At 65.4% G+C, this 25,150-nt stretch carries 6 protein-coding genes and 1 pseudogene (1 of these 7 only partly in view); 3 read left to right on the top strand and 4 right to left on the bottom strand.

Going from position 1 to position 25,150, the window contains the following annotated elements; genetic code table 11:
- From ACIBI6_RS39570 to ACIBI6_RS39555, 4 genes and pseudogenes are all read right to left on the bottom strand, one after another.
- Positions 1–431 (bottom strand): hypothetical protein (locus ACIBI6_RS39570; RefSeq protein WP_396960220.1); only part of this gene is annotated, 431 nt, incomplete at its 3' end.
- A gap of 8 nt (positions 432–439) precedes the next feature.
- Positions 440–1,528 (bottom strand): hypothetical protein, encoded by a 1,089-nt coding sequence (locus ACIBI6_RS39565; protein ID WP_396960222.1) that lies wholly within the window; start codon positions 1,526–1,528, stop codon positions 440–442.
- A gap of 555 nt (positions 1,529–2,083) precedes the next feature.
- Positions 2,084–2,365, bottom strand: a pseudogene (locus ACIBI6_RS39560) (type VII secretion target); the annotation flags it as partial.
- Between the two features lie 48 nt (positions 2,366–2,413).
- Entirely contained in the window at positions 2,414–4,342 is a 1,929-nt protein-coding gene (locus ACIBI6_RS39555; RefSeq protein ID WP_396960218.1) for a type VII secretion target, read from the bottom strand.
- 186 nt (positions 4,343–4,528) lie between these two features.
- On the opposite strand from ACIBI6_RS39555, the gene ACIBI6_RS39550 reads away from it, so the two are divergent.
- The 3 genes from ACIBI6_RS39550 to ACIBI6_RS39540 form a co-directional block, all read left to right on the top strand.
- The gene (locus ACIBI6_RS39550) at positions 4,529–6,202 is read left to right on the top strand and encodes a hypothetical protein (RefSeq protein WP_396960216.1); all 1,674 of its coding nucleotides are present in this window, start codon (positions 4,529–4,531) and stop codon (positions 6,200–6,202) included.
- A gap of 43 nt (positions 6,203–6,245) precedes the next feature.
- Positions 6,246–6,677 (top strand): YbaB/EbfC family nucleoid-associated protein, encoded by a 432-nt coding sequence (locus ACIBI6_RS39545; protein ID WP_396960214.1) that lies wholly within the window; start codon positions 6,246–6,248, stop codon positions 6,675–6,677.
- 147 nt (positions 6,678–6,824) lie between these two features.
- On the top strand, positions 6,825–25,150 hold the start of the coding sequence (locus ACIBI6_RS39540) for a LuxR C-terminal-related transcriptional regulator (RefSeq protein ID WP_396960212.1). The gene runs 39,415 nt beyond the window's last position; the window shows 18,326 of its 57,741 coding nt (coding positions 1–18,326); the start codon lies at positions 6,825–6,827; its stop codon lies beyond the right edge, outside the window.

The raw sequence follows: 25,150 nt of genomic DNA, 5'->3' as shown, positions 1-25,150 counted from the left end.
CTACCATCGGTGACCTCTTTGGACCCCGGCGCAGCCAGCTTCTCCCCCGGCTCCAACCGATCATCACGACGGTCTTTAAGAGCCGGTAATTTGTCCTCGGTTTTGGTAGGGTTACTGTCTGCCGGTTTCGGCGGATCGAAGCCATCGACTTTTACGTTCGAGATGTTACCAGTAGACTTGTCGGAGACGTCCGAGTGGCTTCTATTGAGATTATCCCCTTTATACGCGTAGAGGTTCCCATCGGCGTCTATGACATTTCTGTCTTTATAATTTATCGCTTGATAATTACCATCGCCCTTGCAGTAGTAGGGCTGCATACTGCCGTCGGCGTTTTCAAGGTAGTAGTACCCCTTGTTTTCCGGTGTACTGCCAACGTTATTGGCTAGGACCCACCCTTTATCCTTGGTGTACTGATAGAACGCGCCGCTCATTTCACCTCTCAGCCCCGCAGATTACTATCGGGCAAACGCTCCGAATCGACTGGCGGTACCGCAGGCACCCGCTCGGAACCGATGGGCGAACGATCAGCCGCAACCATGACGTGCGTCCCCGCCACACCCCGAACCTGAGCCCGCTCCGGCGCCGTCACGGCCGCCGGCGCATCCGTGAATGCCGGATGTTGCACAACCTGCTCGTATGCGTAGACCGAGTCCCGCAGTTGTTGCTGGCCGGGTTGACCGTCCAGCAGCAGTATCAGTTCGGTGCAGCGGCGCTGGAAGACGAGGGTCCGCAGAGCATCCGCGCCGGCATCGACACGCAGATCCCCGAGTCCGATGCGGGCGACATCGAGGCTGCGCGCCGACAGAGTGTCAGCGAGCCGATCGTCGGCGTCGCGCAGGTCGTGCCACCATTGCCGCGGAATCTGCTGCCCGGCTTGCAGATTCGTCAGGATTCGGTCGCGCAACTGCGTAACTTCGATCGCTTCGGCCGGAGCGCGCCCGGTGCGGGCGAGACGCATGTGTGCGTCTGCGGCCAGTTCCAGGCAGCGGCCCCACTGCTGCGTATCGGGAACGGTGGCAACGTGTTCCATCGCACCGACGGATCCGGTCAGCCCGAGTCGGTCGGCAGTGTCGGATGTGGGCGCCCGCAGGTCGACGTCATAGGCGGGCTCTACCATCCCCTCGGTGGCCACGTTGTCGAGCTGAGCGCGCAGTCCGGGATCGATCGGACCGGACGCCACCAGCGCCGTGAGCGCTACACCGGCCTTCGGCCCCCACACCCGACCGAACTCCACCAATACCCGGGCCGGATCGGCGATCCCCTCCCATGCTGCGGACGGGCTGCCGGTGCCGTCATCGAGCATGCGATCCCAGAGCCACGGGGTGGACACCGCGCGCGGCAAGTGTATGCCCGCTGGCAGCCACCCGCGGCCCTCGTTGGTGGTGATGAACAGGCCCGCGCCGGACGGGCCGCGCAGCGCCGCCACCGCCCACGCCGCCCCGGCCACCTCCGAGTCCACCGAGCCCAGCACAGAAGCCAACAGAGTGCGGGCGACCAGCAGATCGTCGTATACCGGTTCGCCGACCACGTGAGCAGGGTTGGCGGTGCTTTTCCGCGGCGCAACCATTGCTGCGGCGGGGGGTATTACCGCGCCGGATCGTGGTGCTGCGCCAGTAGCGCCCGACGACATCGGCGCCGAATTCACGCCAACCGGACCAGACGGACCAGGCCCGTGGCCGGACGGTCCACCGATCGGACCGGGCGGTCCACCACCGGGAGCGGATGGCCCACCACCCGGACCAGCCGGTCCCCCACCGGGGCCAGATGGCCCGCCACCCGGTGGTGCCACCGCTGCGGCGGTTGAAATCGGGGCCGGACCAGGTGGGATCGCGCCGGGTGGTGCCGCCGCGGCGGGGAGGGGCGTGGTGGCCGGCCCCGTCGCCGGTGGAACTGGGGCACCGGGCCCAGGCAGGCCGGGGTCGGTTATCGGAGCGCTGGGATATGTCCGGTTCCCTCCCGGCGGCCCGCTCGGAGGGGAACTCGGGCCGGGCGAGCTGGGACCGGGCGGAGCTACGACCGGGCCGGGAACCGGGGACGGCCCGTCGGTACCAGGATTACCTCCTACCTGGCGAATCTGCCGACCGCCGTGACCGTCGGCGCGCTCCATCTCGTCGGCGGCCGCACGCAGGTCTCGCGCGGCGCGGTGGTGCTTGTCGGCCATCGCGTTGCCGGCGCGTTCGCGGGCCCCGTAATACCCCTCTATCGCGCTGTGCACCTGCGCAGCGATCGGGCCGTTGCTGGAGCCGAACTTTTTCAGCCAGTCCGACGGCTGCCGTGCCCAATGCCGCGCTCGCTTCTCGGCCTCGTCATGGCCAGCGGCCAGCCTGCGGAGCGCATCGGGATCCAAATCCAAAATGTCCGACATCGGTCAGGCCGCCCTGTCCCGGTGAGGCCAGATCTTCATCGCGCCCCTTTACGCCGGGTCCGTCGCATCGGGACGATCAACGGGGCGAGACGAGGACGGCGGGGCTACCACACCCGCGGGCGGACCGGCGGTCACGCCCGGGGCCGTGACGCCGGGCGCCGAGACCTGTCCGGCGCCCACCGGCCGAGCGACAACCTCGTCCACCGCCGTCGAAACCGCCGCCGGAACCTCGACGAATCGTGGATGTTTCACGATTTGCTCATGTGCGTACACCGCGTCGCGCAACTGCTGACGAGTGGTCTCCTCGGCCAACAACAGGACCAACTCGTTGCACCGCCGCTCGAATACCAACGTGCGCAATCCACCGTCCGCGTCGTCGACCCGTAGGTCCCCGGGCTCGACCCGGCCGACATCGACCCGGCGCGGCATGATCGAGGCCGCGAGCAGATCGTCGGCGTCGCGCAGTTCGTCCCACCAGGATCTCGGAATATCGCGGCCGGACTGGACCGCGGCCAGAATGCGGTCCCGCACCCCACGTGCGACCGCGCCGTCCGCGGGGAGGTCGCGGATCCGGCCGACCTTCGCGTGCGCGTCCGCCGCCAATTCGACGCAGCGTGCGCGCAGAGCCGAATCCGGCACGGCCGCGATCTGCTCCAGCGCCTCGACGGAGCCTGCGAGTCCGAGCCGATCGGCGGTGTCGGGGGTGGCCACCCGCAGATCGACGTCATAGGACGGTGCGACCATGCCCTCCATCGCGACATCGTTGAACCGTGCCCGCAGGCCGGAATCGATCGATCCGGACGACACCACCGCGGAGAGCGAGGCTCCAGCCTTCGCGCCCCACGCCAGCCCGAATTCCACCAGGACGCGCGCCGGGTCGGATACGCCCTCCCATGGCGATGCCGCCTCCGCGGAACCGGCGCCGAGCATTTCGTCCCACAACCATGGCGTGGACACTTCGCGCGGTAGATACAGCCCTGCGGGGAACCAGCCGCGGCCCTCGTTGGAGGTGATGAATACCCCCACACCACCCGGACCGCGCATCACCGCCACGGCCCAGTGCAGGCCGAGCACCGACGAGTCCACCGCCGCCAGCACGGCGCCGAGGAGGGTGCGCGCAACCACCAGGTCGTTGTTGACGGCATCGCCGACCACGTATGCCGGTGCGGCCTCCTTATCCTTCGCGGCGGCGACGGCCGACGCGAACGGCGTCGCCATCGGTACGGGCGGCAGATCGCCCGCCGCGCTGACACCGGACGAGCGGTCCGACGTCCGGTCGTCCGGACCGGGGCCGGAAGGTCCGCCGCCGGGTCCCGCGGAGACCGACGACACGACGCCACCGGGCGGTGTCACCGTCGGACCGGACGGACCGGATGGACCGCCACCGGGGCCACCGCCAGGGCCACCAGGCGGCACAGTGCCCGACGTCGGCGTCGACACGCCCGTCCCGTCGGGCCCGGCCGGCGCCGCACCGTTCGTCGTCGGGGCGCTGGTTGCGGGCCCGACACCGACCGGAGAGTCGTCCGAAGCGGGAGTCGAACCAGGCTGCTGAGTACCGCCCGGCACGTTATCGGACGGGCTGGTGTTGACGGGCGAGTGACCGTTCGGCGAGGCGCCGTTCGGCAGCGACGGCGAGGTTTGCGGCAGCCCGTGCGAATCGGGGCCGTTCATGATCCGGCGGACACCCGCGCCGCCGTCGAGGTCGGCTTGTTCGAACTCTCGAGCGGCCTTGCGCAAATCGTCAGCGGTCTGCTTGTGCTCGCGCGCCAGCGCGAGACCGGCGCGCTCACGCGCGTCGTAGTACGCTTCCAGGGCTTTATGGACCGGGTGGGCGATCGCGCCGTAGCTGTCCGGAAACGTCTTCAACCACGTATCGGGCTTCTTGGCCCATTCGATCGTATCGTCGTGGACCCGGTCGTGCTGATTCGCCAGGTCGTACAACACCTGAGGGTCGATTTCCATACTGCCGTCCGGCATATGCGATCAGATCCTTTCCCGCCACCCGACGCCCACCATTGTCGATCCTTCCCACGGTTGGGGATGTCGGAGGAGGTCCTAGCACTGGGAAAATTCGGACAATGGACGGCCGAATGGATTCGGATATCTCGCGCGCGAAGCCGTTTGCGCGGGCCCGATCGGCACGAGCACACCTAGGAGATCGACATGGCCGAATCGCTATGGGCCGATCTCGACGCCATGCGCACCTCCTCGGCACATCTCGACGGGGTCGCCGACGAGGTCGCACGGATGGTGGCCGACCTGAAAGCCGATCTCGCCCGTGAAGGCGAGTTCTGGGGTGACGACGATCCCGGAAAGATGATCGCGGAGTCGTATGTGCCCGGCGCGGACCGTGCCATGGAAGGTATGCAGAATCTGGCCGAAGCGGTGCGGGCGATACAGAGCCAACTCGCCAGCGCCGCCGAGACCCTCGCCCAGCAGGACCTCGGCGCCGCCAAGCACGTCGGCAACGCGAATCCGAGCACACTCGCCACAGATCTCGACGGATCCGGGACGGGTGGATATCGAACGCCGATTTCGACACCGACCGTCCAGCCGACATCGCAAGGATCGATACCGGTATCGAATCCCGACTCGACCACAACCGATCGTCCAACGGTCGACGCCCCGGCCGCGCAGCACGAGTCCGCGCAGTCCCCATCCGCCCAGTCCCCATCCGCCCAGGCACCGTCGGCGCAGTCCCCGTCCGAGAATTCCGCGACGCCGCAGTCGGATTCACCGGCCGATAACGACGGGCGTAACGCGGACATGAATGGAAACGGTGGGACCGATGGCGCGCAGGAGCCCGCGAGTGATTCGGAATCCACCGGCACTACCGCCGCGCCAGGCAGCACCAGCCCAGCCCCAGCCACAAATGCTGCCGCCGCGAGCGCCGGCGCGCGAGCGAATCCGGTATCGGCCAAGGAGTCCGGCTCGGCCGCGCGCACCGCGGGCACACCCTGGTCGGGAAATCCGACGAACACGCCATGGTCGAAGTCTCCGGCCGCGCCGTCCCCGGCCGCGTCGTCCCCGACCTCTAGCCCGTCGAACGGCGCGCCACCGCGGGTTTCCCCGCCCCGCCCGGGTGGTCGCCCGAGTACCGAGAAGGATGCGGCGAAAAAGGGCAAGCAGAAGCGGACCGCACCACAGCGGGCAGTGGCGCGGCGGGCTGAAACAGATAGCGAGGCGATGCGGATCGCCACTGAGATGGCCGCCCGGCACAATCTCGAGATACGCGGCTTCGAGACAGCGGGAATCCACGAGAAAACGATGCGCGAGATGGCCGCCGCCCTCGACGCGGTGCTGCAGCGATACACCGTCCCGCTGCACGGGATCGAGATCACCGATCTGGCCGGCGCCGCGTCACGTGTCGAGAATCGAAACACAACAGTGGAATCCGATGATCCGGCACCGTGGATCGTGCTGGACCGAGTGACCACCGCGAATTCGCACCTGCCGGGCGTCACGGCACCACGATCGCCGAAAGTCGACCAACCGGAACGCCCGATGTACGCGGCGATGCTGCGCGCCCTCGGCGGTGTGCTGGATGTCAGCGGCGGATTCCGTGCGCGCGTTGAGGCGCAGCGCACGCTGATCACCGAGTATCTGCGTGTGCACGGTGCCAAAGGCGACACGCTGGCACGTGTGGTCACCGGCTACAAGCTGTGGCGTAGCGCGTTGGGCGATAACAGTTTCCGCAGTGGTGTATTCGCGCCTTCCGTAGCGCTCGCAGACGCTTTCACTGCCGTCGAGTTGGATGGCGAGGCGGCGAGCGGACCCGCGAAGACCTTGCATCGGCTGCTGGTGACGATGGCGAAGGCGTCCATCTTCGACGAGTGATGGACCACAACTGGCAGTACCGATGTTCAGATGAGGAGATGGCGTGGACCGATGGAAGCGGGAAGGCCTGCGATCGGCCAATAGCGGATTGCGTAACCAGATCGAGGACCTCCTCGACACCTACGAGCAGCAGCAACCTCGGGTCAGCGAGATGTTCCGGCAACTGGAAGCAGTTCGCGTACAAGCGAACTCACCGGATCAGTCGGTGGAGGTGGTCGTCGATGCCAACGGCGTGCTCACCGATCTCTCTCTGACTGCGGCCGCCCTGCGCAAGCCCCCTGACCAGCTTGCCCGCACCATCCTTGCGGCGGTCCAGGAGGCAGTCGGTCGGGCCGGTGAACAGCACACGGCGCTGACCGCTCCGGTCGGCACCGAACTCGATAACATGCCGGACCTTTCCGATATTGCCGACGAGGCGCCGAACCTACGCGAGATCCGTGCCTTTTTCCGTGGCGAGGAGAATAGAGCGGAGTGAGGATTGCCGCGCACGGTCGGCGCAGCACTGTCCCCAATTATGGGAACTCACGCCGGAATGGGTCAAAATTAGGCGTGCTGGATCGTTTGCTGGTGGAGAGGGCGGGAGTTTCCTGGCCGTACGGGGTGTGACGGGGTCAGGCCATAGATGACGCTGACTCTTCCGCCGGGGTTGCCCCCGCCGGTGATCGATTGCGTGGCGGGTCATTTTCCGCGGGGTGATGAAACCGCCACCCGACGGGCCGCGGACTACTGGTCCGACAAGGCCGAACAATGTCGCGGCCACGCCGAACACCACGACACCCTGGCCGCACGCATCGAAAACGAGTTGCGCGGCGCCACCGGCACCGCCATCACCCAAAACTTCCGCGACCTGGCCGACAAGTTCCGCGCCCAGGCCGAGTTCATCGACACTGTGGTCGAACAACTCTACGAAGCCGCCAACAGCATCGAAGAGCAGAAATGGACCGTCATCGGCTTCGCGACGGTCCTGGCATGGCAACTGGCCCGTGCCGCGCTCATGTTCTCCCCCGCCGGCGCGGCCCTGGAATTCCGTATCGATTCCATGGCCACCGACACCGCCTGTCAGGTCGCCAAACGCCGTTGCCTGATCTTTTTGGCCGGACAAAGCTCCAAATACGCCACCCAACGCGGCACCATCGTCCTGGCCGGCAAAGCCATGTTCTGGGGCGCCACCCAAGTCGGCGGCATCAGCGCCGCCGTGCAAGCCGGACAAATCCTCGCCGGCAACCGTGAATCGATGGACTGGACAACAGTCGGGATCGCCGCAGCCGCCGGCGGCGTCGGCGGTGGCGCAGGAGCCCTCGCCGGATCCTGGGTGGGTGGGCGTTGGATCATCCCCAACACCATCACCCGCGCCGAAGCCGCCACCAGCACCGCCGCCCGCGTCGGATTCCAACTCGCCGGGACCTCCCTCGTCGGCGCCACCGGCGGCCTCGCCGGCGGTATCCTCGGCGCCCTCACCTCCATCCTGCTGTCCGGTCAACCCTTCACCACCAAAGCCCTCACCGAGGGCCTGCTCCCCGCCGTCACCGGCGGATTCCTCGGCGCCGCCGCCCACGGCGCCAGCGAAATCCGCACCGCCACAAAGACTCCGGAGACCGCGGTACCCGAGGTCACCGCGCCCGTCGCCCCCGAGGCCAACACCGGTACCGGTCAACGTCCGCTCACCCAGGCACTCGTCGACGCACTCGCCGAGCACGGCATCCTCACCCGCGACTTCAACCCGGCCGACCCGGCCGGATCCCAGCAACAGCAGCTCAACCAACTCGTCACACGGCTGCGGCAACCGGCGAACGACTTCAACACGGCACCGGCGCCGTTCATGCGCGAGGACTACAACATCAGCATCTGGAAGCCCAAGGATCCGCAGAGTCCGCTTCCCGATGCCGTCAACAACGCCCGTGTCGAGGAAATTCAGCACCCCGACGCGGTGGTGGTGGCGAACGAGGCACCGGAGCTGCAGACACTGTACGCACCGCACGTCCCTGGTGCGCCCCCGATAATTACCCAATCCCCAGGCGCGCCAGGACAACCGGGCAATCCCCAAGCCAGTGACGGCCCGGCGCATCATGGCGCTGACGGCGGCCCGCGCCCGCGCGCCGCCGATCCGGCAGCCAGTGATCAGCGCCCGACCCCGCATCCCGCCGACAGCGAGGCGGTCAACGCCCGCCAACACCCTGACGAGACAGCGGCGGGCGGCCAGCGTCCGCACCCTGCGGACAACGAAGCGCCCCACGCACGCCAACGCCCCGACGAGCCGACCAACGCACGCCAACGCGCTGACGAGCCGACGCCGCAACCGATTCGGCAGCCAGATCCCGCGCCGAAGGAGCCAGTCACCTCGGAGCGGCCCATTGCGGTCGGCCCTAGCTCAGCGCAGGAACCCGCACCTGCTCCGGTGTCGCACCCCGCCGATGGCCAGTCGGGCGGTGCCCGCACCAACGCGGACGAACCAGCGAGCCCACATCCGGCTCAGCGGGGCGGTCCCACCCCCGATGACGCAGCCGCATCCGGGGGTCAGCACCCTGCCGACACCGATGCGGTCGACGGCGCCCGGCCACATCCCGGCGACAACGAGCCGGCCGATGCGCGCACACCTGCCGATGAACCGGAGGCCCAGCCGGACGCTCAGGAAGGTCCGGCACCGGATGAATCTTCCGCATCCGGCGGACCCCACCCGGCCGACTCCGAAATGGTCGGCGGTCCACGACCGCATGCCGCCGATTCCGACACCGCTGACGGTCCACGACCGCACCCCGTCGATACCGATAGTGAACAACCGCAACCGGTTGCGACCGCGGCAGCGCCGACCGCCGCTCGACCCACCGACGCCGCGGCGGCGCCCGCCGCCGCTCGACCCGCCGATGCGGCGGCCGCGCATCCCGCCGACGGGCGCCCGGCCCGGGCCCGCCAGGACAATCCGGCAGGGCCGCAGCAGCGAGGTCGGGACCGTCAACCTGGTCCGGAAGGGGGCGCACCGCGACGTGGCGGTCGCCGCCGGGTGGTGGCTCCCGAGACCAGCACCCCACCACCCGATCTGGCCGCACCGGTTCCACAGGACCAGCAGACCCCGGTCCTCGTCAATGCCCTCGGTCCGGACGAGGCCGGCTCGCTGGTACCGCGACCCGCCGATTCGCCGGCGAACAAGCCCGGGGTCACGGCCGAGGCCGACCTCGCAGCAACCTCGGTACACTCCGGCACCACCCACGACCCCACCACCATTTCCGACCACACCGCGACCCCCGAGGTGCGGCCCGACCGCATCGCGACCCCCGAGGTGCGGCCCGACCCCATCGATAGGGCGACGAGCGGGCAGCAGCCGCCCCCTCATCCCGCCGACGACACCCCGGCCAGCGTCCATCTCGACGAACCGGTCGGCGAACAACCGGCTCAACAGTACGATCACGCGCCCGACGATGCGCCCGCATCGATCGGACAGCACCCGGCCGAACCCGGACCAGTCGACGGCACACGGCCGCACCCCGCCGACAACGATCCCGCCAACACCCACACCAACACCGACGAACCAGCGGTCCAACACAATCCGCGCCCCGACGAGGCCGGCGCCACAGGCAAACAACCAACGGCATCCGAACCAAGCGACGGCACGCCTGCGCACCCCGCCGACAACGATCCCGCCAACACCCACACCAACACCGACGAACCAGCGGTCCAACAGAATCCGACGCCCGACGAGGCCCACGCCACAGGCAAACAACCAACCGCTTCCGAACCAAGCGACGGCACGCCTGCGCACCCCGCCGACAACGATCCCGCCAACACCCACACCAACACCGACGAACCAGCACCCCAACACAATCGGACGCCCGACGAGGATCACACCACCGCACCCGAAGCGACCGATGGCGCACGGCCGCACCCCGCGGCCGCCGACGTGGATAGCGGTTCGACTACACAAAGCACTGCCGAAGCGAATGCGGCCGAACCATCTGCGGGACGACAGACCGCCGAGGACGCCCTACAGGACTACGCGGATCGCTGCTCACCGGATCTGCCGGAAGAACAGCGCTTGGTGAACGCCTCCGAGGAAACCTTGGTGGAGATGTTGCGCAGCGGTGACCAGGCCGACGTGACAGCCGCATTGATCGAGACCATCCGCCGTGGCGAGAACAAGGTGCTGCGCTGGACCCAGGTCGCCGCCATGCTGGCGATGCGGGATGGCCCGGTGAATATGGACGCCGGTGAGGGCAAGTCGCTGGTCTTCCTGGCACACGCGGCCCGTGATGCCATGGAACACGGTGCGGTGCAGGTGATCACCACTCGCGATAACCTCGCCAACCGCGAATTCGTTCGATACAAAGAGGTTCTGGGCCCGCTCGGTATCGAGGTAGTGCGCATGAACCCGGACACCGCACCACCACCCCCCGAGCCGGGCAAACCGACCATCTACATCGGTACCCAGCAGGATGTCGGTTTCGCCGCGCTGCGCGATAACTGGGTGCCGGGTCGGCGCGCCGCGATCGACGAGATCGACGAGGCGCTCGTGCACGCCGACACCCAGTACATCCTGTCCGACGGCGCGGGCCAACTCGCCGAAACCGAGGTCGCCGCGCAGGTCACCGATGCCCGCGACTTCCTGAGCGAATGCCTGGACCGGGGTGTGCTGACCGAATCCGATTTCGGCCGCACCGCGGACCAACGCGGCGGACCGGCGAATCTGACCGAGACCGGACGCCAGAGCTTGGAACGCCAGCTGGGCCGCGCACTGACCGACGACGAGCTGGGCCGACTGAATATGGCGGCCTCCGCCAAATGGGAATACGTCGAGAACGTGCACTATGTCCGGCACGAAATCGACGGGCAGGAACGGATATTCATCATCGATCAGACCACCCACAAGGTGATGTTCGATCCGGAAACCTCCAGCGAAAGTCGCTGGAACGGCGGTCTGGCCCAGGCGATCGAAGCCAAGCACGAGCTGGCCATCCGCAACGACCCGAACAGCTCGAAATCCATTACGGCACAGAAACTCTTCAGCAGTGAGAACTACGACCAGATAACCGGTGCGTCGGGCACCGCCGAAGGGTCCGCGGGCACCCTCAAAAGCCGGTTCGGCATGGGTGATGTCGTCAAGATCGACCGCTTCACCGACTCCAAGCTGGAGGTCAGGCAGGACACGATCTCGGCGGATGAGACAGCCAAGCTGAAGCAGGTTGCCGCCGATACCCAGGAGATGCAGAAAACCGGGCGCCCACAGCTGATTCTGTGTGATCGCAATGACCTCGTCGGAGCGCTGGCGAACGTCATGAAGACCGATCACCCCGACGTGGAATTCATCGCGGTGGACGCCAAGTGGTTCCTCGAGCACGGCACCAGCGCCGAGGACAATCTGCAGCTGATCTTCGATGCGGCGGGTCAAGAGGGCAAGGTCCTGATCATCAATATGCAGGGCGCCCGCGGTGTCGACATCCCGATCAGCGGGGCAGCCCGCGACCTCGGCGGCCTGCATGTCGCGGTCACCGGCCGGTCCGCACTGTCTCGCGATATCGATATCCAGGCCGAGAATCGCGCCGCCCGCAACGGCGAACCGGGCAGTGTCCAGTACTACACCGCACCCACCGACGGCCTCTACGCCCCCACTAACAACCCGATGGTCAAGCAGGTCGTTGTCAAGTACGTCAACGAGTACCACCAAGCCGCCGCCGAACATCAGGCGGCGCCGACCGCCGAGACGCAGGCGCGGCTCACCAAAGCCGAGAAGAATCTGCGTGACTTGGCCACGCCGCTGCAAGAGCTGGCGGGCGCGCAACACCAACTGGCTCGCGGCGGCAGCCATACCCCCGGCCCGTCGGCACACGCGCCCCCGACAACCCAGTCAGAGGACCCGAACCGAAGACACTTCATCAATCAAATGCCACAGGAATTGTCCAGTGGCACACTCAACGCTGCCACAGCAGGGCAAGAGTCGCTGCTCGACGACAAAATCAGCAAGTCCGGCAGGCCGTTGCTGGCCGATACAGCCGAGGTCCTGCAGCAGGCACAGAGCGGTGATCCGGCCGCGGCACACATATTGCAGCGGCGATTCGGGACAGCGACGTACCAGCATGTGCTCACCGTGCTGGGCTGGGACGGGACGCACGGCACGCCACCCGAACCCGTGCAGCAGCTGGCGCACGCGATCAACGCCGCCGGATACCACGCCGCGCAACTCGACGGATGGCAAACTCCCCAACCGGGCCAACTCGGCAACTGGCTGGGCGAAAAGCTGCGAAACGCGCTGCTGGACAGCCTCATTCACTTGACGGACGCCGAAGTCGGGTACTTCACCGAAGCACACCACGCGCTGCAGAGCGGCCACGAGCTCAGCCCGGCCCAGCTCGCCGCAGTACACAGTATGACCGCCGCGGTGCAGACACAGTTCCCGACCGTCTCGGTGGGCGCATCCGACAACCCTGCACCAGCGGCGCAATCCCAGGATTCCGCCGCTGCACCCAGCACAGGTGCCGTCACCGGCTCGATCCCTGCGCGTCCAACTACGACTGCGGAACGCAACGACGACCTATCCGCAAATGCCGCCGTACCGACCGACCAAATGCTCAGTCTTGTGGACGGTCAGGTCCCGGCTTCGAAGGCCCCCTCGGCGGGGACCAGCCCAGCCAAGAGCAAGCCCGGCGCGGGGCCCACGGCGAAATCGGGTCGCGGCCAGTGGATACCGAATGCTTCCCCGAGCGCCGCTCGGCAATCAGCCACTCCGCCGCGGCCCGTGGTCACCGCCGACGACCGCGCCGGAAAGCCTGGCTCCGGCAATCCTGCCCGGGCGGTCGGCTCCGACCAGCCGGTCATCCTCGTCGGCATGCAGGTGATGGCATCAGATTCCGACCACGAGATCGACGTTGACGAGACCGCATCTGCGGCGGCGAATTCCCAACCCACCGCTGCGAATCCCGAGTCGGAGTCCGAGCGCAGTATCAAGCAGGCAATCGCGTGCGAATTGCTCGACTCCTACGGCATTGAGGTACTTGGCCTCGAGAAGCTTTCCGTCGAGACCGCGATGTCGGTGCGGAACGCTGTCGTCGACGAATTCCGCGAAGAACCGAATATTGGCATAGAAGTGCTGGCGGTGGTTCCACTCAGGCACAAGAGCATTGCCATGGCGGGACCGATGTCGCGTAGCTTCCGATGCCGTGTCGTGTTTCTCAACGAAAATAGATTGAACAATGCCGCGAACATCGCAGAAATTCGGCAGAACGACAATCTGATATCCGCGACCGACGATGGTGTATACGACACAGTCCGCCACGAGCTGGCCCATCTGCGTGATCCTCGCGCCAAAGCCGCTGATCGCGATATCTGGCGCACATCAGCGCAGGCGAGGGCGTTTGGTTTCCTGTACAACCATTTCCGGGGACTCCTGAAGGCGAAGGCTCTACGCCCGGATACGCGCTTCGACCACTGGCTGGACCAGCTCAACGGCTACAGCCGACATCGCCAGGTCCTCCGCGACGAAGACTTCATGTACCCGGCCTTCTATGCGTGGTTGAACGGATTCGAAAACCAAGAGGCATTCGACGATTGGCTGAATACCGTCGGCGTCCAGAGGGTAAATGGAAAGGTAAAGCTCGCGACGCTGTTCGAGGCATGGCAACAACAGCACGATGACGCCGCTATGCGCCGGATAGTGGCAGAGCACTGGTCGGGTATCGCCGAACCCAGTCTGGGCGATCAGCCAGTTTTCCGGCCAGCGGAAGCATTGGCCGAGGCGCATATCGCTATCGGACTCGCCGCACCCAAGGTGAGCGATGAGTTCAAGAGTGCCTTCCAGGAGGACGCAGACGAGGACATACCGGTCGATTTCACGCATCCGGCTTACGCGCTGCAGGCGTTGTTAACCGGCCGTACGGTGGCCGAGGTTTGGGCGGATGCCGAGCGCCGGAATGCCGTGGCAATGGCACGGGCAAGCGATCGCGGACCGATTCCGGCTATGTCCGGCTCCCGCCCGAGTATCAAGCCGAACGGTCCAGCGGTAGCACTGGGTCGAGCGTGGCGAAACAGAACACCAGCCGCGCAGGCGAACTTCAAGCAGCGCATGCGTCAGATGAAAGTCGCTGCGGGCCAGAGCTATCCGATGGATGTGCTCGCCGGTCTGATAGATCGTCAGCGAGGCGGCCTGCTCGGCGACGGCGGCCCCGCGGGCGAAAGCGCATACTCCGAATTCGACCATGTGCCCACCGGCGAACTGGCGAAACAGATTCAGCGGATGAGTGATGCAGCCTGGCAACGATCGGAGCTCCTGCGTCGAGTACGCGATGCCCTGGCTGCCGCAGCTGGTCTCGCCGAGGTGCTGGGCGCCACCGAATGGACGGAGGACGATACCGCCCCTGCGGATCTGGATCTGAACGCGCTCCGTGATCGGGTGGTAGACGCGCAGTCTCGCCTCGGCGACCACACCTACGCCCGCGTCATGCAATTGGCGGTACTGCGCGAAACCATCGATTCAGCTGCTCCGCAGTACGCGGAAATCGCCGCCGAATTGACCGGTGCCCGTTCACGAGCGGAGGACTTGGCCGTCCAGGAAGTGGTCGCCGCCGGAATCGGGCACCCGGTCGGGGCGACCGGATTGCTCATCGAGAGCCTCCGAGTGGAAATGTTCGCCCGAGACGGTCAGGATTCTCCACTCTCCGAAGCAGCCCGGGCCGCGATCGAACAGCTGGGAATCCCGGTGGTCACCCGCCGGGTGCGGGTAGATCTGTCGGGCCGAATACTGGTCGAGGAGCTACCCGAATCGGTGCGGACCGCGCGTGCACAACGGCAGGACCGGTTGTGGCAGTCCAGCAATCCGGCCGAGGAAACCGCACCGCTACGCGCCGCGGACGAGCCGGGCGAGCAAGCGGCGGCGGCACAGCCGTGGCATCCGGTCATGACGGCGGAGCCCATGGCGGACCGACCGGATTGGGCTTCGCATATCAATGAGGTCAACGAGGAAGCGTTCATATCCCGCACGCACCTGCAGAGCGAGTTCGCCAGGAATCCGGATCCGGATCAATTGACTCCTGCCCAGGAGATGCGGCAGGACCGATTGCTCCGCCAGTTGGAAATGTTCGCCGAGGACCGGCAGACGCTCCGGATACAAGCGGCGGCCGACGTGGCGCTGCGATGGCTGGAGCAGGCGAGCGGGCGACGGATCGGACGTTGGGCCCGGCTCGACCACAACCGACTCACGATCATGTCGCCGTTCGCCGATCCCGAGCACTTCCTCGCCTCGGAAACGTTGAATGCACTCTCGCAGGCCGGAATCGAGGTCGAATATCGATATGTGCAGGTCGACAATGCGGGCCACGTCGAATGCACCGTGCTGAGCCCGTCCGATCTTCCGGTAACCGCCGTGGCCAGTGCGACGGGCACAGCCACTGCGCTGGCACGCATCGATGAAGTCGTCACGCACCTCGATCGAGTTCTGCAGCGCCGCGGCGTGGTCGACACATCCGGCGCTGGACAGTCGTTGCCGCAGTTGCGCGAGGCACGCGAGCGCACGGTTATCGAGCGGGAGCGCATGCGCGTGATCCGCGAGCGGTTGCGAGTCGAGCACGATCGGGTTTCGGCGACCCGCGCATCGGACACCGACACCACCGCATCCGAAAACCTCACTCGAGCCGATCGAGAGGTCCAACGGCTGAATGCGGAAGTCGCACGACTAACCCTGCTGATGCTCACAGTCACCGGCACGACAGCTCAACCTCGTGATCCGTTCGAAGACATGCTCGCGGGCGAGATGGAGGCGCAGTGGGACGCCGCTTCGGAAATGTCGGCGCAGCTGCGTACGACAACCGACACGGCGGCCCGGCAACTCGAGGGCGAAACACCGCTCGACGCAACCCGGAAATCCCAGTCCGCCGCACGCGATGCCGATGCACCAGGCACCGCAACCCTGCGGAATTCGGAACTCACCGGCGATATCGACGAACGCGGTTTCGAATTCGACGAACGCAGCGACGAACCAGCTGATCCGCAAACTCCGACATCGGTGGCCGAAGAACGATTCGTGACATGGTATCGGGCACGGTCGGCGGATCGATCCGGGCTACCGGTGCAGAGTCTCGACCAGTACATTGCCATGCACCGGCTGGAAACCACGCAGGTGAACCGCTGGCTGGCACGAGCGGCAATCGTAGCCACTGAACCTGTTGTGCCCGATGCGCAGTTCCCGCGTCCAAGCGCCGGCGGCATGACCGCTTGGCTGACCGAAGTCCGCCGTTATCTCGTAGTCCCCTCGGAAGAGATGGACGAACTGATTGGCGCGCCTGCTGGCACCTGGCGGGCAGCGGAACAAGGCGACGCCGAGCTCGATACGGCCCACTTGCGGTCGTTGCTACGGCGAATACCGGGTGCCCGCGAAGCCTACATGGACGTCGCACGGCTACGGGCAGAATTGCTGACACCGAACGGTCGCGCCGCCTATCCGGAGGGATATCGCCGCCTGGGGGAATACCTGCGCTCGAGACGGCAGGAAGCTGGTCTCTCACAAGTCAAGCTGGCGGCTCGAATAAGCGTGTCACGCAGTGCCCTATCGACATGGGAGACCGGAACCAATTCACCGGGCGAAGATACAATTCTGGCCCTGAGCGCAGCCCTGCCGTCTCGGTATCGTGTGGCGTACGCGGAGTTGGCCGAGTGCTTTACGCAGCTCGTGATTCCAGAAGTCACCTTTCCAGCTTTCGGCACCGCCGAATCCTTCGGTGAATATCTGCGTTACTTCCGACGTCTGAACAACGATCTCGGAAAGAGGGAAACCGCGCAGATCTTCGGAATCGATGAGATGTCGGTACCGTTTCACGAGGACAGAGGGGGCGTACCAACCGAACTAATCATGTTGCGGGCCTACGACCGCATCACTGAGTACACGCGGGAAAATGGACTCGAGCCCCCGGGCCCTTGGAACGATCTGGCAGAGCCGTGGGGGTTCTGGTACCGGATGGACCCGACCGGAGAAACGATTCCGTCACCGGCGGAATTCGATTTCGTGCACGAATGGCTGCGGGCGCTGAGATTCCATCTCAGGATGACCCAACCTGCTTTCGGTGCGCTGGTCGGGCAATCGTCGAGCGAGATTCAGCGGTTCGAGTTGGGTGGAAAGCCAAGGATCGTTGTACTACGCGAAATTCGCGATGCCCTCGGCATCCCCAACGAAACACTTATGGAGGTATTGCACAATTTCTACCCGCGGACCGATGCGGCGGACGCGGACCCGATGGATACCGAACTGCTCGAAAAATTGATTGCAACACAACCGGGTTCCGCAGAAGAGAAGCAAATCCGCCGCCAACTTGTGGAAAGGTACATTTGGGTTGCCGAGGTAGTGGCGAGCCGCTGGAAGATCCCCGGCCAGGATTTCGACGATCGCGTGGACATCGCCGTCGAGGCAATTATGAAGGCAACCGACGGTTTCGTGCCGCCCGGCAACTTTGCCCGAGCAGCACTGTCATCCGCCGGCTACGCCATGCGCCGGACTTACTTCGAGGGCAGATTCCGGACCACGGACGTGGAGTGGCGCAATGTGCTGATCAAAGTCAACACATACCTGAATTTGTGTCTCAACGAAAACCGGCCCGCGGGCGACTACGCCGAAATCGCCGCTGCGCTCGACCTGGATCCTGCGGATGTCCGGAACGCACTTGCCGAGATCGACGGTCGGCCGTCCGGACGCGGATCGACGCCTATCGATCCGAAGCTCGCGAAAAGAGTGCGAGCCGCGCTGAAGGGGCATCCCCGCTGGGATCTGGCAGAGCCGCTCGCGCTCGGCCACTTCATGCGGGGTACCCCGCTACGGGAAGTCGCTGAGCAACTCGGGATTTCGCTGGACGACGCACAGCACCTGGCGCGAGAGATCAACGAAAGACTGCGGGTGGAGTTCGCCGCACATGGTGGCGACACTCATCCGCAAAGCCCTGCGACGACGCCGGCACCATCGTCATCGAATGCGGAGGGCACCCCGAACTCCGCGACCCTGCAAAAACTCCGCGCACGGCTGACCGCAGCACGGGCCGCACGTGCCGCACTGGCCGAAATGCTCGGCGTGGAACCGGATCTCGTCCGCCCTGGCGCACTGTGGCAAGCGCTGAACATTATTCAGCAGCGGATCGCGGGTAAGGATGTAGCGGCGGCTGTCGGCGCGGCGGCAGCCCCGATAATGCAGTGGATCGGGTTACGACTCGATCTCCATCACCGCACCGAGACGGCGTTCGTCGACGCGGTGGAGCTATTGAGCTCAGACCCGGCCGTCCAGCAAGCCTTGATCGACGAGAACCAGGCACTGGACGACCGACTGACGCAGCTCCTCGGCCTGTCGAAATACGAACGACTGGGCTCTCTTCCCGGTGGCGATCGACTCGCGGTTTTACGTCGGGTGGCGCAGACAACGGACTCATCCGAGATCGGTCTGCTCATCGAGGCGATTACGAACTTCGTCGAGCGTTTCGACGTCGAAGTAGTTCCCCCGGAACGCGATGCCGTGCAGGTCGCAGCGATCCGCGCGCAGCTGGCCCAAGCTTTGGAAGTCGCGCCGAATGAGGTGGCTCGCGAGCAGGCGGAGCAGATCGCGGAACAGACCGATGCACCAGAGATCGGACTTGTTGCCGAGTGGTATCTGTGGCTCACCACCGCCGAGTTGGCCAAAGAGCCCACTGAAGCGGACATTGCCGAGTTGGCGGGGGTAAGCGAAGAGTACGTCAGGGCAGTATTCGCAAATGACGAGCCGACATATTCCGAGCCCGAGCAGCGTGTCCTGATCGCTGCCCGCTCGCTCGGCCGCCTCGACAGGTTCGCGGACATCATCGACCCGACCTTCGCCGAACAGCGTTTCGTTCCACCGCGGTTCGACGACGGCGCGTTCATACCGGGTCATTTCCGAACACAGCCACCGCTGATAGAGGTGGCACGGCGAGTCGGCGCATCCCCGCAGGAGATCGGTCAGGCGCTGCTCGGAAATAGGAACAGCACCCGAACACGCCAAGTGGGCGAAGCGGCCGCCGCAGCCGGGTACTGGTATCACCCAGCAGGACCATACGCCCGCGTCGCGGCGGTATTTGCTAGCGAAACCGGCTCGGCCGCATCGGGTTCGAGTGTCCAGAACGCTCGTCGGTATGTCCTTGACTGCGCCATTCGAGTCGCCCGCACAGTGCGGGCGCTCGGCCACGACGAGGCACCCGAGCCCGACGAAAACGATCCCGCCTGGTTCGCCGATGACAACTGGCGCGCCCTCGAAGCGGGCATCCTCGCCCAGCTCACGGTCGAGCCGAAACCTGCGGATGGGACCGACCCGATCGCCGCCATCGCCGAAAGAATGCGCAGCGGGCAGGGACCGGATACCACCGTCATCGTCGTCGACGACGGCGAGAACGCCCACGGCTTCATCATCACCAAAGTCGGGGACGAACTCATCGTCTTCGACACCCTCATCGAGGGCGACGGCCCGCGCGTACGAAGCTACTACGGCGACGAAAACGGCGAAAACAAGTGGGAACCCAGTTATCAACGCATAAGCACCCTCTATGTCGCTGAACTGAAAAACGACGGCGGCGTACTCACCGCGGTGAAACAACCCAACGCTGACCACGAAAACGAACCACACCCGAACAAGATCACCGGTCCACCGGCGGATCTGAGCGCAGCACTCCAGCAGGCACCGCGGGCTGCGGTCGTGCAGGTACTCGATCAGATCGACGCGGAGTTGCGTTCCATGAACGCCGCACAACGCCGCCGCCTCGCAACACTTCCCGGCCTCGCCGCACTTCCGAACTGGTTCGTGCGCAAGCTCGCACACGAAGCCGACGCACAGAAGCTGGCGGCTGGGCTGCCAGCCACGATGACGCCCGACGAGTGGCACAGTCAGGCGCGCGAGCTGACCGACGAACTCGCCGGACTTCTCGGACTGCGGCAGCCGAGTACCGAATGGACAAACCCGTCCAGCAGCGACCCACTCCATGAACTCCGGAAGATCAGCAGGCGCGACACCGCACCACCTGAACTCGAACACCTAATCGATGCCGCGACACAATCGCTGGGGCTGGCGGAGATAGCGGCCGCTGTCGAGCCCATCCACGAGTTGATGGCCACCTGGCCGGTAGCGGAACACCTCGACGCGGCAATTGGCATCGCGTGGGAGCTGGCAGTGCAGGCTCGGGCCAATGAGGGTGGTAGCCCGCGCATTTCCGGCTCGATACTCGGGCAACCGGGTAATCGGTGGGTGGAGATCGAGGTCGCCGATGACAGTCGGGACCTGCCCGTACGTGCCGATGACACCCGTTCCGGCTGGCGTGCTGTGGAGTTGCTGGACGCGAAGGCCGGGACGTGGGGCTGGACCGTGCCACGTGACCGCCGAAAGAAGGTGTGGTTCAGGCTCTTCGAGGTGCCCAGGCGCGCAGATCCGTCACGGGTCATGCGTGAACCCGAGATGAAACTGAGCTTCGCCCAAGGTTCTGTGGCGCCGGGTGCCCGAGCGGCACGCCACGCGGCGGAGGAATTCCTGGCTGAGGCCGGTTGGCCAGACGATCAAGAGCGCTACGACCTGCTCATGCTGCTATCCGAGTTGGTATCGAACGTCGATCGTTACGCTCACGAGGGCGGGGCGCAGGTGCGTGCCTTCCGGTTCGGCGATGTGTTCCGGTTCGAGATCAGTGATGTAAGCCGGGGGTTGCCGGAGCGCCAGCAGGAAAGCGATTTCGATTCCCTCACCGATCAAGACTTTTCGGGTGACGAACTGGACCAATGGGAAGCGGGCTTACTGACCGCCGGAACCCACGGCCGTGGCATCGGATTGCTCGAAGAGCTGGCCTCGGCCTGGGGTGTCGACCTGGAACGCGCCGGCGGCAAGACCGTTTGGTTCGAGGTCCGGATGCCGGACACCGCAGCCAGCGACGGTGACACATCAGACGACCCGGATCATGGCGCACCGAAGAGTCCAGCCGCGCCACCGCTCACCGAGACCGGACCAACGAGTCTACCGGCAGCGGCCCCGACCGAAGCCCAAACTGCGAGCACACCATCGGAGCAGATTTCCCCGGAAGCTCCCTCCGCCCAACAACTTTGGGATCAGCACGGGCAGGAAGTCGTCCGGCTCGTCTTCGTCATGCTGGGTGCCCCGCCGCTGCCCGGACGCCCACCGGCCCCGCCATTGGCGCGGTTGGCTCAGGAGATCATCCGCGATACCTTCCGCGACGTAGCGAGCGGTCACGCACCGGAAGACGGGGATATCCGAGGGTGGTTGCGTGACCTCGCGCAGGATTCGGTGCACCGCAAGCGGCTACAGCGGATTCGCGAGGGAGTCCTGGAAGCGTTGCGTCGCACCGGAAAACACGATTCCGACCCGACATACCGGGCAATCGCCTCGATGGACCATCGCGAGTTCGAGCAACGAGTCGCAGAATTGGCACCCGGACAAGGCCTTTGGCTGGAACGCCGCTTCTTCCTCGGATTCGATCGAGCCACGGCCGCCTCGGTCCACCCACTCAGGAATATGACGTCGGACTTGCTGGCTGCCTTGGAGCGCGGTGCCATCGATCGCTTGGCAGCGCTGGAGCCTTCACACACCAGCGAACCCGACTCGGACGAGACAGCGCAGGATGCCTCGGCCGCATATGCGCTCCCACCGACCGGCTCACGGGAGTTCGCCGAACTACGAACAGCCGTTGCGGCTCGTGTTCCCGAGAAGCTGTGGAATGCGGTGGGCGGAGACCTCGAGAAGCTGGTGCGACACATCGCTGAGCTGCGCGACGAACGGCACCGGAATCTCGTCGAAATGCATTACCTCTCCGGGTTGACCGCAGCTGAGGTCCGACGAATACTCGGCATGGGCGACAGCACGTTCCATGAATTGAAAGATCGCGTCACCGGCGTGCTGGTGCAAGCGTCGACGCGGGGGCCGGTATTCCGAATCGGAGTCGATGAGCTTCCACCGCCTGGCTCACCGCAACGCGTCGAACTGACCGAAGCGGTAACATCGCGGATGCCCGCAGCATTACGCGAGGCGATGCACGGCGACCTCGCGAAACTACTCGAAGCCATCGCCACCCTCCCTGAAATCCATCGGCAATATGCCGAGCTGGCCTACCTGCAGGGCCTGACCCCGACCGAAATATGGCAGGTCACCGGGGTCAAACGGGCGATGCAGGTGAATTACGTGCCGGGCGCCCTCACCGACCGGTTGACCCGAGGGCCCGTATTCCGCGTCGGCGAAGACGAACTCCCACTCCCGGGCTCTCCCGAATACACCGAGCTGCAAAAAGCCGTGGCAGCCCGGGTACCGGACGTGCTGCGCGAGGCGATGAACGGCGACGTGGCGAAGCTGTTGGAGGCCATAGCCGCTATACGTTCGGAAAATGCTCGACAGTATGCTGAGCTGAGCTACCTGCAAGGCATGTCACCTGCTGAGATTTGTACAGAGCTCGGCGTCATGCGCGCTGCGGTCGACTCCATGCGCCTCGATACCTCATTTGGCTTGGCGAACTGGTTGAACCGAGGGCCGGTATTCGAAGTCGGCATGGAGGAGCTGCCACTCCCGAGCTCGACACGATACCTGGAGCTCGCCGCGGCGGTAGCTGCTCGGGTACCCGCATCGGTCGCCGCGGAATTGGGAGATGGGCTCGAACCTCTGCTGCGCGCCATCGCAAGGCTCCCGCACGACGAACGTGTGTACTGCGAATTGGTGTATTTCGGGGGATTGCGCCGTCGTGAAATAGCCCACGCAATGGGACATCGCAGCGAACGAGAAACCGACTGGCTCAGGGCTTCCGCGGCGCGTCGGGTGGTGGCCGAGTTGCGGCGCGGTCGATCGGAAGACGCTGCACCGATTCCTTCCACGCGCCTTACCGTCGCAGCACGGCTGGGTTTGGATCCGCACGATTTGATGCCCGGCTCCAGCACCGTCGAGCGGCTGCGTGCCGGCCATGATATGGCGCGGGCGGCGCTGGCCGGGCTACTCGGGGTAGCGCCAGATGCGCTGCACCACGGACCGGTACGGGCGGCGGTCGATAACCTGGCGCTGCAGCTGATCGGTATGAGCGCCGATCAACGGGCGGCGGCCCTCCAAGCGGATGCAATACCGGGCCTGATCGCATGGATGGCACAGTGGCTCCAACTGGACCGGGCCATCCAGACCGAAGCGGTGGCAGCAATCGGGGGCAAGCAGGCAGCCGCTGACGCAAGACAATTGTTGGATCAGCGGGCCGACGAGTTGGAACACGAACTCACGGGACTGCTCGGTGTTTCGCAGCTGCATCCGACCGTTGGCGAAACCAGCGATTCCGCAGCGGCCGAACTGCGGCGATTCGCCGACCTGGTGGATTCGCCCGCGATCGCCGAGTTGCTCACCGCAATCGAGAATTACCTGAAGACCTATGACGCCGCCGTTCTGGTCGAGTACGTGGAAAACGACAACCGCGACGATCGCCATGTCTTCGGGATTCCAGCGGCGGCGCGGATACTCCGCGAAGCCACCGCAACATCCAGCGAAGTGTTACCGGCACAGACCCCGACTGAAGCACAGGCTCCACGTCCCGATGGGTCATTTGATGTCGTGCAGGTCCAAACGCTGCGCCTCGAGTTGGCCAGGGTATTGGGAATCAATCCCGCTCTCCTGAACCAGGATTCGATGCGGCGGGCGCTCCAAACGGTCCAGGCCTTCCTCGAGCGCCTGACCGAAACAGGCTGGCAGCGGGTCTTCGAGACGGGGCGACTAACAGAGGTCTTACGGTGGATCGGGCGGCGACTCGAGCTTGATCCACAAATCGAAGCCGACGATCGGCCGGATCGCCTCCGCAGCCAGCTGAATCGTGAGCTGGGACGACTCCTCATGTTCGACCGGCCCGCACCGGATCCGCGGCCTCTGGCAGACGATCCATTGGCCGAGTTGCGATTGGCGAGTGCGGTAACAGAGGCACCGACGATGCTTCGCCTGGTCGAGTTGAGCGAGTTGTTCCTCGGGCTGAGCGAGGCGGAATCGCAGTGCCGCCCCAAAGGCGTCGATGTGGCACGGCTGGCCGGTGTCGACGAGGGAACCGTCTCCCATGTGTACGGGGAGTACGCAAAGCGTGGTAGGCCCGCGTTTACCGAAGAAGAGCAGCGGGTGCTCGTCGCGGCGCAGTGGCTTGGTTGGCCGATACCAGCCGGGTTCGACCGAGTTATTGATCCAATTTTCGCGCAAGAGCGATTTACTCCACCCCAGTTGACCGACGGCGCTTTCGTACCGGGAAGCTTCCAGCCGCAGCCCACGCTGGCTCAGGTCGGCCGCGCAGCCGGTGTCGGCAGCAAAACGGTGAGCGCCGTATTCACCGGGGAAATCGCGGCGGATTCCGAAAAAGGGCGCAAGGTCCTGGAAGCTGCCGACCGGCTGGGCTTCTGGTACCCGCGAGCACGCGAAATCGCGTTCGTACAACTCCATACCCTGCGTGCCGAATTGGGCGAGTTGCTCGGACTCGAACCCAGGACGATGGACCAGGCACAAGTGCGCGCCAAGATGCAACAAACGGATCACACGGCGAACTCACCGAAGGCTGGCCGGTTGGCCGAAATCTACCAGGTGCTCGGCGGGTGGGAGCTGGACCAGCAACCCACGCCCCTGGATGTAGCGCAGCTGGCTGGGGTGAGCCGACGCACCGTCAACCGGGTCCTGGCGCGAAAGAAGGCGTTGTACACCGAGGAGGAACAACGGGTCCTCGTCGCCGCGCGATGGCTGGGATTTCCCGTGCCGTACCGCCTCCGCATTGCTATCGATCCAGCGTTTGTTGCAGAGCGTTTCCACCCTCCAACGTTCAGCGAGAGTGGGGGCTTCCTTCCTGGAAAGTTCGATCCGCAACCCACTCACGTCGAGATCGGACAGCTTGCCGGCGTTGAGCGGGCCGCGGTCAGCCGCGTGTTGAGTGGCAAGATCGCGGCCGATTCCGATCGAGGACAGCGGGTACTTACGGCAGCCGCACAGCTCGGTTACTGGCAGCCCGCACC

It is taken from the genome of Nocardia sp. NPDC050412, from assembly GCF_044458825.1.
Lineage (GTDB): Bacteria > Actinomycetota > Actinomycetes > Mycobacteriales > Mycobacteriaceae > Nocardia.
The sequence above is the reverse complement of the archived record's forward strand: the minus strand, read 5'-3'. Positions and strand labels throughout refer to the sequence as shown.

Coding starts and splice junctions, on each gene's coding strand:
- ACIBI6_RS39555 (WP_396960218.1), bottom strand. CDS start 4,342: ATGCCGGACGGCAGTATGGAAATCGACCCTCAGGTGTTGTACGACCTG.
- ACIBI6_RS39550 (WP_396960216.1), top strand. CDS start 4,529: ATGGCCGAATCGCTATGGGCCGATCTCGACGCCATGCGCACCTCCTCG.